Here is a 15,524-nt window from a genome sequence, read left to right as displayed (position 1 = left end):
CTGCTGCCACATGCTGGCTACTTAATCCTGATGATTATATTCGTGATGTGGGTGCTGAGGTTTAGGATTGGGTTCTTTCTGCTACTCGAGTCTGCACCCGACTCTGTACTTATTAGTAAGTCAGATGAAGTTACACGTTCCTGGGAAAGATATTACTTTGCGGGTTATGTGCTCTCAACGATGGGGAACGGCGATTTTCAGCCAAATGGCATGACGGCTTTTCGAGAACTGGCTACCAGTTCAGGTTACCCTGCTTCAGGCACTCCAGTGTGTCGAGTACAATATGAATAACGAGCCCTAACCCGATAAGCCTGGTTTTAGGAATAATGGCAAGCACTACATACACGGCACTTAACCAGTAGCTATGCAGAAAATGATACCCCACGCTGCAACGGTCCGGATCTACAATGGGAGTAGCGGCCAGGTGGTCGAGGTCGATGAGCAGGCCAGCCAGCATCAGCAGGGTGGCCCGTTGCCATTGTTCGCGGTAAAAAAGCCAGGCAACAGCCAGCGGTACGGCTACGTGCAGGAAAAGATGTAGTAAAAAGCTTAAAGGTATCATCTGTGGTTTTTGCTGTGGGTTTACATACTGCAGCAGGGGCTCTTTTGTTTACCGTTGAGTAGCAGCCCTGCCAGAACAGCAAAAAACAGCTCTGGTTTATCGAACCCTTGACAGGAAATGTGCTTCAAACCCTTCTGAAGGCTATTTTCATTCTAATAATTGAACGGGTGCCAGCTTATAAAATAAGCACCACTAGCCCAGAGCCCTTGGAGAACCCTTGGCCATTTTTGCCTGTTTTTCTGTTGGAAGGGCAAAATCATTAGAATAATTTGTGGCGCAGGCAAGCTATAACGTGGCACCTTTGCCCGGCAACGAAGCTGAGCGCCTGCAGCCAGATAATGTAGTGCCATTGCTGCGCCAGTCGTGGCAACCTCTGGTGAAAAGCAGCCGGGGGTGCTGCCGTTGTGCACTATTCTTATTTTATACTCCGGACGCTGAACTTCGGACTCAAGAAATTAACCCATGTATTGGCTGGTAGTTATGTGTGGCAGGAGCCTGATTTATAGGCAGGAACTTGTAAAAAATTGCAGTAAAAAGGCCTCTGCTTTTAAAGATGTTGCTAATACGGCCAAAATTTCATAATTTTTGCCTCTGGTAGTGAGGCCTGTGCGCACGTAAGCGTGCATACTTAAAGTTTCATTAAATTAGTATTGCTTAACAGAAAGTACGTGCAATTATTTTATGCCTGAAATACGGAATTGTAATAAACTGAAATCAAGAGGGTTAGCAGCCAGGTAAGAGCATTAGATTCTTTGTTTCAGGACCATCATAATTTCTTCAATTCAGCGTTATGGAATCGTTGCAGCTTATAATTCAATCTTTAATTCTGGCCTGATGCGCTTACTATTACCTAAGCCTGTTTATTTACTTTTGTTGCTGATGCTTACAGCTGTGGTGCAGTTGGTAGCAGAAACCCTTGTTGTTGATCCGCCCAATTTTCAGGTCATAAGCCCTCCCAGAGCAACGGATCCGGCACAAGGTGTCTGCTCTGGAGATACCATAGAGTTTGCCATTACTGCCCCGGAAGCAGGTACCGTCTACTCCTGGAACTTTGGCGATGACTCCCCTATCCGGTTTGGCACTACTATTAAACACGCGTATAACCAGCCTGGTGTAGACCTTGATGCGAAGCCTTTTACAGTTTCGGTTAGAGCCACCGCCAATAACGTTGATTCTGACCCTTTTGAGCGCACTGTGTATGTGCGGCAGACACCGGAAATATCGTTTGCTGATGAAGATACTGATCAAAATTTCCAGATATGCGTGCCCGATAGCGTAACCGCTACAGATACTACCTTTACAATTGTAAACACCACCGCGCCGGAGTACCTGGCTGTAGTAGATGGCTATTTGGTAGATTGGGGAAATGGAGGCGCTGTAGAACGCAAATCCCCGGCCGATTTTCCGTTAGAGAGCCCCACCTACAGCGAGTTCGGGAGCTATACCATTAGAATTACCAGCACCAGCTCAGACCCGAACAGATGCCCTGCCACCTTTGAGCAGGTGTTCAACTATACCCAAAACCCGAAAGCCCATTTCACCCTCGATAAGCAGCCCGAAGGTACACCACAAAGCTGTACGCCTGTTATTGTATCGGTGGGCGATAGTTCCAGCGGAGCAGGCTTAACCTACGAGTGGGAGGTACTGGATCAGGGCAATATAGGCGGCTGGGAAATTGTATATGGCGGCCTCGATCAGGATACGCTGGGGGTGCGGTTCGAAATACCTGGGCAGTTCCAGATTCAGCTTATCGTGTCGAATGGCTGCGGCCGCGACACCACTGAGCAGAGCTTTATTGTTGGCTGGCCATCGGTGCAGCTGCCAGCCGAAATTCAGGCCTGTGGCGATACAACTATTGTGTACAATCAGTCGAGCGGGGTCCAGATAGATCCAAATTTCGGGAACACCGTTTCTTACGAATGGTTTGTGAACGGCAACCTGGTTTCTACCGAGGAGGCTCCATCTATTAACTTTCCTAATCCAGGCACCTACACCGTAAGCGCACGGGTCACGAACGAGTGCGGCAACAGCGATCAGCCGCAGGCGCCTCAACCGCAAAGGGTAACTATCTTTGCCATTCCAGGCCGGCCTGTAATTGCCAACCCCAACGTAAGCTCCTGCGAAGGCGGTGTTATAACCGTAAGGCCAACAGGCGGTGGCCCAGGCTATGTGGTGTTCGATTCGCCTAACAATACAACAACGCCCGTGGCACCTCCGGGACTGGTTTTAACCATACCAGCTCCTGCCAACAGCACCACCTATTATGTGCGCTCCATAAACCAGATCGGCTGCCTCAGCGACGAGTACGCCGAGCTGAACATAACCGTTACGCCACCGATCCAGAACGTAATTGAGCCAGACAACAGCGGCAACGTGTGCTCCGGCCAGGGTAGCTTTTTTATACTGGGCAACAGCGACTCCGGCTACACTTACCTCTGGCAGGTAAGCACCTCCAGCGACTCTACCGGTTTTAGTGCAGCTCCGGGCACCAATATAGAACAAGATTATCAGGTAACCAACCTCTCGCGCAGGTCCTGGTTCAGAAGAGTGGTAACATCCGGCGATTGCGAACTTCCTTCTAACGTAGTTGAAATAAATGTACAGGAATCGCCCAGAACGCCTGCTGTGCAAGGTGGCAGAGATGTACAGGTTTGTTTAGATAGTGTAGCCGTGGTGCAGGTGCTGCCAGAGCCAGGCCTCATTTACCGCTGGTACGATGTAGCCACCGGAGGCACCCCACGCGGCGAAGGCACCTCCTTTGAAGTGCGTGGAGAAGGTAGCTCAGTCATTTATGTAGAAGCCGTAAACAGTGCAGGCTGCCCCAGCCAGCGCATACCTGTAAATGTAACAGTAACCAACGCAGAGGCTAATGCCGGAGACGATATAACTGTTATACAGGGCCGTATTGCTGAGTTGCGAGGTTCAGGAGCAGGCACCAATGGTACTTACCTCTGGGAGCCGGCCGAAGGGCTTAACAACCCGGCTATCCGTAACCCGATTGCCCGCCCGCAGGAAACCACTACTTATGTTCTGACAATTACCACAGAGCTGGGTTGTGTCGATACCGATACGGTAACTGTAACTGTTATTCCGGCTATTAAAGCACCTAATGCCTTCTCGCCTAACCGCGATGGTGTAAACGAAGTCTGGGAAATCGAAAACATAAGTAATTACCCCGATGCCCGCGTGGAAGTATTTAACCGTTGGGGTAACCTGATCTTCAGCTCAACCGGTTATGGCATACCTTGGGACGGCACCTACAAAGGCTCCGAACTGCCAGTGGCCACCTACTACTATATTATTTACCTCAACAGCTCAGAGAGGCCAATCTCTGGCAACGTGACAATTATCAGATAATGAAGATGAGGAAGCCACTCCTGCTTTTAATCGTTTGGGCAGCGCTTGCAGTGCAGGCTGTAGCACAACAACGCCCCCAGTACAGCCAGTACATGGTTAACAACTATATTCTGAACCCTGCTTTAACAGGCATAGAAGACTATGCCGATATACGGGTTAGTAACAGAAGGCAATGGATGGGTTTAGACGGTGCACCCGTAACCTACTATGTATCGGGGCACATGCCGCTGAACAAAGGGGCGGCCAGTAACAAGTATCACAAGGCATTGGCGCACCACGGTGTTGGCGTGCTCATGCACACCGACCAAACCGGGCCTTTGCGCCGCACCGGCCTTACGGGCTCCTACGCTTACCACCTGCCTATTACAAACAAAATAAATGTATCGGCAGGAGCATCGGCAGGGCTCATTCGCAACTCGCTTAACGCCAGCGAGCTGGAGTTTACCAACCCGAACGACCCCTTAATAGGAGGCGGCAACATAAACCGCAACATGCTCGACCTGAACCTGGGTATGTGGGTGTATGCCCAAAACTTTTCTGTTGGTTTCGCCGGAGCCCAGTTGTTAGAAAATGCAGCAGGTTTTAGATTGGCCGATGAAGAACAGGCTACACTTGGTTTGCAGCGGCACTACTTTGCCACAGGCAGTTACCGTTATAGTGCCACCAGCAAAATAGATCTCATCCCCTCGGTTATGGTAAAACTGGCTGGCCCAAGTCCATCTGCCATTGATGCCAACCTGCGGGTAATGTACGACCAGCGTTTCTGGGTAGGAGGCTCGTATCGCCACAAAGATGCCATTGTTGCCTTGGTTGGCGTTTACGTAAGTCCGTTGCTCGATGTGTCTTACTCCTACGATGCCACCACCTCCAATATTAACCGCGTAAGTGCCGGAACCCACGAGATTGTAGTCGGCTTTAAGTTGTTCAACGACCGCCGCATTATATGTCCGCAGTGGGTGTGGTAGCCACTGTTGCCGTCGTCAGCATATAGAAACTATCCTTTTTCAGAACCTCTGTTTCAGCACTTCCTGAGGCAGAGGTTTTTTTATTGATTTCTTCTGTTGAAGACTACGATAAAAGTTTACAAAGAAACTCTTGTCAGCCTGTATAAACATCGACACAACTTACCGGAGTCTGTGTCACCAATTATACAATTATATAAAATCGTTTGTCGTAATACGTGGTACGTGTGTCGTTTTTCTTAACGCGATACTATTGACTGGTTCCGATAAGTGTATGACATCGTCTGTAACAGAGAAGAGGAAACTCTTTAAGTAGTTAAGCCTTGGCAAAGATGCAGTTGAAATGCCTTCTGAAGGCCATTTTCATTCGCATAATTCAGTATGGGTAGAACCTCCGCCACTGCTAATTGCGCATGAAAATACGATGTGCCAATTATTCAAATAAAAATAGCCTTCCAAAGTAAAAGTAGCCATTTTAAGTCAAGGGTTCCATACATTAAATTAACCACTAGGGGGCCTTGAACGCAAGACAAATCAAGTTTTTATGTTCTCTATTTTCGTCAAATATTATCCTATAAATGCAATTTGATTCATGCTAAAAGCCTGAGCTAATTTCTTACCTTTATTGGTGCAAAACAGTTAGGTAAAATTGCACCCATATCCGGTAAACCACTCGGTGCAGTATTTTTTTGATAAATCAGATTATAAGAAAAATTCTACGTTCGTGAAGCAGCTACTTACATATGTTTCTTCTTCTTTCGATCGCTATAATTTTAACTGGTACAACTTGTTAACTTATTTTAAAGCACAAATGAACTAATAATCTGATCATTGTTGTATAGGCATATATAAAAAAAATATACTTTTCAGGAAGATAGGAAATCACCATAAAAAATTATTTTTTTCATATTGCATCATTTTCACATAATATTGCGATTCAATTCAATTATCTAATTTGCCATAGAAGCATCTGGCACAGCAGAGCTTAAATCGAAGACAAATTAAACTCAACCATAAAGACTAATATATTATAAAAATTTACAATTTTTCATGAAAATTTTTAAAAAGCAGGCCTTCTTCTATATAGTAGGTCTCTGTTTAGCTTCCTTAGCTGGCAACGCCTATGTGGTGCCAGAGTTTATAGGTGCTTACGCAGATGTATTTTTGGCAGCAAGTGTATTAGAGGAACAGAATATAGACATGGTTGAGGCTTCACAGGCTTCTGTTTCTTCTAAAAAGCTTTCGCAGCAGATCGCAGATACTACTGTAAGAATTCCGGGGCAGGAGGTTTTAACAAACCCTCGGCTTGGTAACGCCACATTGGTAGCCGGCACCTACAAAATAGATGGTAACGCTACCTTAGACGGTCCGCTTACTATAACACGCGGAACCGCTGCAACTACCCTCATACAGGTAGCAGGTAACCTACTGGTAACAGGAAACGGAAGTGTTAAAACAGCAGCTGGCACACTGGCCGGCAATGTTTTCTGGATTGTGGAGGGCGATGTAAGTACCGCTGGTGATGCCAAATTGCCAGCCAATATAATTACCCCCAGAAACAAGGCAAACCTTAGTACGGCTGGTAGTGTAGAAGCGATTTCCTTCCGAACTGCTCAAGCTGCCGGCACACAAAACACGCTTGCCGCCGATCTTGGTGTTAGGTTGCAGATTACACAAAACGGAGTGCCTGTTACGCCGGGGCAGCCCATACCCTATGGCACCATACTTACCTACACCTACCTGGTCGAAAACCGTGGCCCTGATCAGGAGACAAATGTTACAGCCGAACTAACGATACCTGGCATAAACAACGATCCTGGCTACAGTTATAGCTGGAACATCGGTACGCTAAACAGCGAGCAACTAATTACATTCACTGTTAACATCCGGTTAGATATACCGGGGGCCTCTGTGGTGAGCATTTCAGCAGCAGGAAATGGAACAGACAATAACCCTGCTAATAACACTGCCACGCAGACCATTTGCGTTACTCCTCCTGCTGCTGGCGCTATCTCTTCTAATGTAGCTGGTAATTACCTTTGCGAAGGAAGTAAAGTAAGGTTCAGCATACCCACCATTCAGGGGGCGATCACCTATAACTGGCAGGTTCCGCAAGGTTGGACCTGGCAAGCTCTTAACGCAGCGCAAACATCTATAGAAGTAACCGTAGGAACCGGCACCGGAGATATAAGTGTATTTGGGAGCAATGCCTGTGGAAACGGACCTGGAGCTACTCCCAGAAGCTATATTTCGGTTAGCCCGTCGGCAATTCCTGTAAAACCGGTTATTACCAGCGAAGGCAGCCTTTGTACCGGTAGCCAGATCACGTTCAGGCTTACTAACCCGGAGGCTGGCATCAGTTATCGCTGGAATCGTCCGGCCGATTGGACGGTGGTGAACCAGAACGCCAGCTCCATAACCTTTATAACGTCAAGTGCAGGTGCCGTAAGTGTTACAGCAACTAATGCCTGCAGCAGGACAAGTGTAAGCGACGAGATAATGGTTTCTACGGTACCTGCGGCCGCTGTTATAGCTAGCGAAGGCAATTTGTGCATTGGGGGCGATATTACGTTCAGGGTGGTGCAGCCAGTGGCCGGCATGATATACCGCTGGGTATACCCGGCAGGCTGGCAGGTGCTTGAAACAGGCGATTCGTTTATCAGGGTAGTGGCCAACAGTGCCGGTGAGATACGTGCCACCGTTACGGCAGCAAATGCTATGAACTGCACCAGCGAACCAGGCGAACCGATAACGGTTTCAGGTGTGCCGGCAGCCGCTCCGGTCATCCAAAGCAATGCCACTCCCTGTGCAGGCGATGAAATTACCTTCAGCGTCGCTAACCCTCCGGCAGGTTTAATCTATCAGTGGAACTACCCGGCAGAATGGACTTTTGTATCGAGAGGAGCTGCTTCTATAACCCTGGTGGCAGGAGCTGGCCAGGTAACTGCACAGGCTGTAAACGCATCTGGTTGCGTTAGCGCCCCAAGCAATATTGTTACAGTTACAGAACGCCCCCAGGCCCCCACTATAGGCACAGACGGAGACCTTTGCCCAGGTGCTGAGGCTACCTTCCGGATCGAAAACCCGGTAGCAGGTGTAACCTACCAGTGGGAGTACCCAACCTCCTGGACACTTGTTTCGCAAACTGCCGGTACCGTTAAGGTTAGAGTGGCAGCGGGCCAGATAACAGCAAGAGGCAGTAACGCAGCTGGCTGTTCAGGTGAGCCAAGTGAGCCAGTTACAGTCTTAGAACTGCCGGTTACACCTGTTATAACACATGAAGGCCCACTTTGCCCGGGCACCGAAACAGAGTTTAAAGTAGAGAGTCCGGTAGCAGGGCTGCTATATAATTGGAGCTACCCTTCTGATTGGGTATTTGTTTCGCAGGATAATGCCTCTATAAAACTAGTGCCAGCTGCAGGACAGATAGCTGTAAGAGCTGAGAACGGTGCAGGCTGCGAAAGCGGAGTAAGTAACAGCTTTCAGGTGCCGGCAGCTCCGGCCATACCAGTTATCAGCAACCAGGGAGCCTTGTGCGTAGGCAATCAGGTTACCTTCCAAATCTCAAACCCTGATGCAGCGCAGTCTTACTCCTGGACTTACCCTAGCACCTGGGTAGTCGTTTCAGAAAGTAGCACATCAATTACACTAACAGTAGCTGCAGGTCAGATTACGGCACGTACAACCGGTGGCGATTGTGGCCCAGGCGAGGAGAGTGAGGCTTTGGTTGTTACGGAAGTGCCGGCGGTGCCTGTTATATCTATGAGCAATGCCGCAGACGCATGCCCGGGCACAGAAAAAACTTTTACAGTACAGAATGCCGTTGCAGGAGTTAACTATAACTGGACTTACCCCTCCAGTTGGTCTTTTGTGTCACAGAGTGCCTCTTCTATCAGGTTAATAATAGGTGTAGGCGACATTACAGCCAGCGCTCAGAGCGGTTCCGGATGCGAAAGCGGGCCAAGCAACACCGTTACTATAACCGAAACATTGCCTGCTGCCCCTGCCATAACCAGTGAAGGAGGCTTGTGTGTAGGTTCAGAAGTAACGTTTAAAATAACAAACCCTGATGCTGCCTTAACTTACCAATGGAATTACCCAACTACCTGGACACTGCTGACCGAAGATGCAAGTTCTGTGAGGCTAAGAATAGGGTCGGGAGCCATAACAGCAACTTCCCTAAATAGCTGTGGCGCTGCAGGTGGTACAAGTAATGCCATTGTGGTTTCTGGTCCGGAAGAGCCCATGCCAGCCTTGATTGTGAGCGAAGGTACACTCTGCATAGGATCAGAAGTTACGTTCAGAGTCGCTAGTCCCGAAGCAGGAGCTTCTTACCAATGGAATTACCCTTCCGGCTGGACCATTCTTTCAGATGACGGTACCTCTATCCGGTTCAGAGTAGGTACGGGAGCCATAACGGCAACGGCTTTAACTAGCTGTGGTACGCCAGGTGAGGCCGGCAATGCCATTACCGTTTCAGATAACACGCAACCAGCCGCACCAGTTATAGCACATGAGGGAGGTTTGTGTGTAGGCTCAACCGTAACCTTCAGAGTTAGTAATCCGGAACCGGGTTTAGCCTATCAGTGGACTTACCCTTCCGCCTGGGCGGTTGTATCTGAAGGAGCTGCCTCTATCAGGGTAGTTGTTGGAGCAGGTGCTATCTCAGCACGTGCAGTTAACGGATGCGGCATTCAGAGTGCCGGCAGCAATGCCATTACAGTAGTACCCGGAGAAGGACAATTAGCTGCTCCGGTTATCAGCAGCGAAGGGGGCCTTTGTGCTGGCGGAGAGGTAACATTTAGAGTGGTTAGTCCTGAGGCTGGTGCTACTTACAGGTGGAACTACCCTTCAAACTGGGTACTCTTATCTGAAACTGCTTCTACTATCAGGCTAACAGTCGGAACAGGAGCCATAAGAGCAACAGCAGTACCGACAACTACAGCAGGTTGCCAAAGCGACTTCAGCAATTCCATCACTATTTCAGATAATGTGCCTCCAGCAACACCTGTTATACTTAACGAAGGAGGTTTATGTGCTGGCTCAGAAGTATTGTTCAGGGTGGCAGCACCTCAGGCAGGAATTTCTTACCAGTGGAACTACCCTGCCACCTGGACATTAGTTGCTCAGGATGCCTCCTCTATCAGGCTTGTGGCTGGTGCCGGAAACATCAGTGTAACAGCTATAAATAATTGCAATGCTTTAACGGCGGCCAGTACTCCCATTGTCGTTGCTCCTACTCCAGCTAAGCCGGGGACTATTGCAGCCAGCAGTTCATTTTGCATAGGGCAGCAGGTCGTTCTCACTGTAGATGCCGTTGCTGGAGCAACATCTTATGTATGGTCGTTACCTGCAGGTTGGGTAGGCGCCTCTACGGGCAGAAGCATTACAGTAACAGTTGGTTCAACAGAGGGTACACTAGCTGTTAGCAGCAGGTCAGGGAATTGTACGAGCGCTGCCAGCACCTTGCCGGTTACGCCGGCAGCCCTGCCAGCACAGCCAGGTGCCATTACAGCCAGCAGTGCCTTCTGCGTAGGGAGCCAGGTTACACTGAGCGTGCCAGCCGTAGCGGGCCTGAACTATACCTGGGCCGTACCTTCCGGCTGGAGAATAGATTCACCACAAGGGGCCTCTTCTATTACCGTTACAGTAGGCGGTACTGCCGGAGCCATTTCGGTGCGAGCCGCTGGTGCCTCAGGTTGTGCCAGCAGTACCAGAACCTTAAATGCAACACCTTTTGTAACACCAGCGCAGCCAGGGGCCATCACGGCTACAGCTACAACGCAGTGTGTGGGGCAGACAGTTACCTTTAGTGTAGCGGCAGTTACAGGAGCCACCTACTACAGGTGGAGCCTGCCAACGGGTTGGTCTATTACCGCTGGGCAAGGTACTACTACCATTACGGCCAGAGTTGGCGCGGGAGCCGGTTCAGTTTCCGTAACCGCAGGTGCAGGTGCAACCGGTGCCTGTGCCAGTGCCGCCAGCACCTTACCCGTTACACCGGTTGCCCTGCCAGCACAGCCAGGCAGAATTACGGTGAGTGGTGCACTCTGCGTAGGGAGCCAAGTAACACTGAGTGTGCCAGGTGTAGCGGGCATGAGCTACACCTGGGCTGTTCCTTCAGGCTGGACTATTGACTCGCCACAAGACGGCTCCTCTATTAGCGTAACAGTGGGTGCCACCAATGGTGCGATCTCGGTGCGGGCGGTAAATGCCTCGGGGTGCACCGGCACCACCAGAACCTTAAACGCAAGACCTTTTGTAACGCCAGAGCAGCCAGGGGCAATCATAGCTTCGGGTACACAATGCGTGGGGCAGACAACTACCTTTAGCATAGCGGCAGTTTCTGGTGCCACCTATTACAGGTGGAGCCTGCCCGCTGGCTGGTCTATAACAGCAGGCCAGGGCACCAGAACCATTACAGCCAGGGTAGGTGCAGCGACCGGAACAGTAGCTGTAACAGCAGGCACTGGTGCTGCCGGCGCCTGCGCCAGTGCCGCCAGCACCTTACCCGTTACACCGGTTGCCCTGCCAGCGCAACCAGGTACCATTTCTGCTAATGCTGCTTTTTGCGCAGGGAGCCAGGTTACACTGAGCGTGCCAGCCGTAGCGGGCCTGAACTATACCTGGGCCGTACCTTCCGGCTGGAGAATAGATTCACCGCAAGGGACCTCTTCTGTTAGCGTAACAGTGGGTGCCACTAGTGGTGCCATATCAGTGCGGGCAGTAAATGCTTCGGGTTGCACCGGCAGTGCCAGAACCCTTAACGTAACGCCTTTTGCTGCACCAACTCAACCAGGTGCCATTATTGCAAACGGAGCGCAGTGTATTGGGCAGGTAGTGACCTTTAGTGTAGCAACGGTTGCAGGGGCATCATACTACAATTGGTCAGTGCCCGCAGGATGGACAGTTACAGCCGGCCAGGGTACTACAAGCATAACTGCCAGAGTAGGAACAACCGCTGGTGTAGTTTCGGTTACAGCAGGTACAGGGAATATAGGCTCTTGTGCCAGCGCAGCCAGAACATTGCCGGTTTCTCCTGTTGCCTTACCCTCTCAGCCAGGCGCTATTGCGGCGAGTGGTGCGTTTTGTATAGGCCGTGAGATAACATTAAGTGTCCCGGCTGAAGCAGGGATGACCTACAATTGGACCTTGCCTGCCGGATGGGTAGGTTCTTCTTCCACAAACAGCATTTTGGTAACAGTAGGTACTGCCGGAGGTGCCATTTCAGTAACAGCTGCAAATGCAGCTGGTTGCCTCAGTACAGCCCGCACCCTATCAGCAACCTTGATTGCAGCTCCTGCCCAACCAGCTGCTATTACTTTTAATTCGCCTCTTTGCGTAGGGCAGCAAGTTACCTTCAGTATACCTTCTGTGGCAGGCATGAGCTACAACTGGTCTTTGCCCGATGGCTGGAGCGGAAGCTCCACCACTAATACCATTTCAGTGACTGTAGGTTCATCGGCAGGAATTGTTTCTGTTAGTGCAACAAATGCTGGTGGCTGTAGCAGCACAGCCCGCTCTCTGGATGTAAATCCGGCTGTGGCTCCGGCTATGCCAGGTGCCATAACAACCAGTGGCTCCCTTTGTGTTGGGAACCAGGTAACTTTTACCGTAGAAAACCGACCTGGCATTACATCTTATAGCTGGACGCTGCCAACCGGCTGGACCGGTGCCTCCACCACAAATACGATAACGGCAACAGTTGGTGCCGCATCAGGTACTATATCGGTAGTAGCAAATGCAGGTGGTTGCCCTAGCCCATCAGCTACGCTACCGGTTACGCCAGTAGCGGCGCCTGCACAACCCGGTGCAATTACTCCAGGCGGAGCTTTCTGTGCTGGCCGCGAAGTAACGCTAAGTGTGCTGGCTGTAGCTGGTTTAAGCTATAACTGGTCTTTGCCGGCTACCTGGAGCATTGTTTCGGGCAACGGTACAGCCAGTATTACAGCAACTGTTGGTACTGCTGGCGGAACCATTTCGGTGGCCGCTGCAAATGGTGAAGGCTGCAACGGCCCCGCACGCACGTTGGCTGCTGCTTTGTTAGCAGCACCGGCTACGCCAGAAGCAATTTCAGCAAGCGGCAACCTGTGCGTAGGCAGCCAGATTACCTTAAGTGTTCGGGCTATTACAGGAGTCACCTTCAGGTGGTCGTTGCCTGATGGCTGGACCGGAACCTCTACTGCCAGAACAATAACAGTAACAGTAGGAGCAACAGCCGGTACGGTATCTGTTGTAACCGTAAACACAGGTGGTTGTACCAGCGCTGCAAGTACCTTAAATGTTAACCCGGCTACTCCGGTAGCACCTGGCGAAATAACTGCAAGCGGGCCTTTCTGTGCAACGCGTCAGGTAACCTTCAATATAGAGCCAGTAGCAGGAGCAGCCTCTTATGCCTGGACCTTACCTACTGGCTGGACTGCTGTGGCAGGGTCTACATCAACAAGCATTACCGTTACGGTTCCGAACAATACAACAGCAAGAGTTATTTCTGTAAGAGCGGTGGGGGCAGGTGGCTGCTTAAGTACGGCAAGTACCTTAAATGTTGTGCCAACATCGCTTCCAGGCCAGCCAGAAAGTATTGCCATACTCCAGAACGCGCTGCTCTGTATCGGCAACAAGGTTACTTTTAGTGTAACTGCCGTGGCTGGCATGACCTATAACTGGCAATTACCTGAAGGTTGGGAAGGGTCCTCCACTACCAATACCATTATAGCAACAGTTGGTACAACAGAAGGAACAGTCTCTGTTACAGCAACAAACGCGACAGGTTGTACCAGCAATGTGAGAACCCGAGCCGTTACACCACTAGTGGTGCCTGCTCAGCCAGGAGAGATATTAGCAAGTGGGCCATATTGCGCTGGAGGTACTGTAACATTTAGTGTAGAGCCTGTAGAGGGTGCCGCCTCCTATGTCTGGTCCATGCCATCAGGTTGGTCGGCTGTAGCATCATCTACTACAAACTCCATTACTTATAATGTTCCGAACAACACGACCACCCGAACACTCACAGTAGTAGCAAGAGGAGCAGGCAATTGCCCTAGTGAGTCCAGGTCCATTACGGTTACACCGCTTACCGTGCCTGCACAACCAAGTGTAATTACCGGACCTACAGTGGTTTGCCCTAATACCGAAGGTGTGGAATATTCGGTGGTGCAGCTTTCTAACAGAACCTACGATTGGCGGTTGCCAGAAGGTTGGGTAATAACAGATGGCGAAGGCACTGCTGCAATTACGGTAAGAACCGGTGAAACTCCGGGTACAGTTTCGGTGAGTGCTGAGAATGCCTGCTTTAGCAGTGTTAACAACAGATCGCTGGCAGTTTCGCTTCGTCCGGGTACGCCGGCCACACCGGGACCTATTACCAGCAGCGGCCCGCTTTGCGCAGGTACCGCTAACACCCTTATAAGTGTTGATCCGGTACCAGGTGCTACTACCTATACCTGGGAAGTGCCGGAAGGATGGCTTATTACGGCCGGACAAGGGAACAGCGACATCGAAGTAACAGCAGGCTCTACGGCCGGTGAAATTAGAGTAACAGCAGGTAACAGCTGCGGTACCAGTGCCGCCAATGTATTAGCAGTAAACGCACAACCAAGGCCTGAAACGCCTGAAGCCATAGCCGGTGAGATTGAACCATGTGCAGGCCGTACGGGTGTGGTGTATACTATACCTGCCGTGGCAGGTGCCATGGCATATACCTGGGTTGTGCCTGCCGGTTGGTCTGTTCAGGCTGGCCAGAACACCACCAGCATAAGAGTGCGGGTAGGCAGTAGTCAGGGAAACATTTCTGTTATCGCCTCCAACTCTTGTGGCACCAGCGCTGCCAGCACCCTGGCGGTAAGGCCTGTAACTGGTGTTCCGACAGCTCCTGGCATGATTAGCGGCGAAATTGAAATGTGCGTAGGCCGTACTCTTACTTACACGGTAGTGGGCGCAAGCAGAGCCACCTCTTATACCTGGAGTTTCCCAACTGGCTGGGCAATTACTAATGGCCAGGGTACAACACAGGTTACAGTTGTGGCAGGCATCGGGTCGGGCCAGGTTTCGGTGGTAGCCAACAACAGCTGCGGCACCAGCCTGAGCTCCACCATGAATGTAAGAGCAGTGCAGATAGCGGGTGCGAGCGCCATTCTCGACAGAAGCTCTATGTGTGATGGCCTGATTTACGAAGTTGCATCAGTAGCAGGAGCCAGCGCTTATAACTGGTCGGTGCCATCGGGGTGGTCTGTTTTGTCGGGGCAAGGTACGACCCGCATTCGGGTAGCGGCTGCCGGAAATAGTGTAGGCGCCATAGCAGTGGTAATAGACAATGGTACCTGCCTGAGCGAGTCGGTTTCGTTAACGCCAGACCTGAGCCTGATAGCCAGCGACCTGGAGTTTCCGAACGTGTTCTCTCCTAACAACGACGGCAACAACGATACCTGGGCCATCGAGAATTTAGGAAATTACCCGAACACAGAAGTTTCGATTATAAACCGCTGGGGCAACGAAGTGTACCGAAGCAGCAACTACAAAAACGACTGGACCGGCGATAACCTGAGCGAGGGAACTTACTACTACATGGCTCGGGTAAAACAGTGCGATGGCAGCGACAAGGTGTACAAAGGGTTTGTGATGATCATGAGATAATAGGAGTAACA

General features: G+C 50.6%; 4 protein-coding genes. 3 read left to right on the top strand and 1 reads right to left on the bottom strand.

All coding sequences use genetic code 11. The features are described 5' to 3' along the window. Nucleotides 1–232 precede the first annotated feature (232 nt). Nucleotides 233–562 carry a DUF6122 family protein gene (locus FVR03_RS02605; protein ID WP_147920204.1) on the bottom strand — a complete coding sequence of 110 codons (330 nt, stop codon included), beginning with the start codon at nucleotides 560–562 and terminating at the stop codon, nucleotides 233–235. Between the two features lie 834 nt (nucleotides 563–1,396). On the opposite strand from FVR03_RS02605, the gene FVR03_RS02600 reads away from it, so the two are divergent. From FVR03_RS02600 to FVR03_RS02590, 3 genes are all read left to right on the top strand, one after another. Next, entirely contained in the window at nucleotides 1,397–3,919 is a 2,523-nt protein-coding gene (locus FVR03_RS02600) for an Ig-like domain-containing protein (RefSeq protein WP_147920203.1), read from the top strand. 5 nt (nucleotides 3,920–3,924) lie between these two features. Continuing rightward, nucleotides 3,925–4,884: a PorP/SprF family type IX secretion system membrane protein gene (locus FVR03_RS02595; RefSeq protein ID WP_147920202.1), complete on the top strand. Its 960-nt coding sequence runs from the start codon at nucleotides 3,925–3,927 to the stop codon at nucleotides 4,882–4,884. Nucleotides 4,885–5,931: 1,047 nt separating this feature from the next. Then, nucleotides 5,932–15,513, top strand: coding sequence for a PKD-like domain-containing protein (locus FVR03_RS02590; protein WP_147920201.1), 9,582 nt, complete (start codon nucleotides 5,932–5,934; stop codon nucleotides 15,511–15,513). Nucleotides 15,514–15,524 lie beyond the last annotated feature (11 nt).

Origin of the sequence: Pontibacter qinzhouensis, from assembly GCF_008017455.1 — a bacterium.
GTDB classification, from domain to species: Bacteria; Bacteroidota; Bacteroidia; order Cytophagales; family Hymenobacteraceae; genus Pontibacter; species Pontibacter qinzhouensis.
The sequence above is the reverse complement of the archived record's forward strand: the minus strand, read 5'-3'. Positions and strand labels throughout refer to the sequence as shown.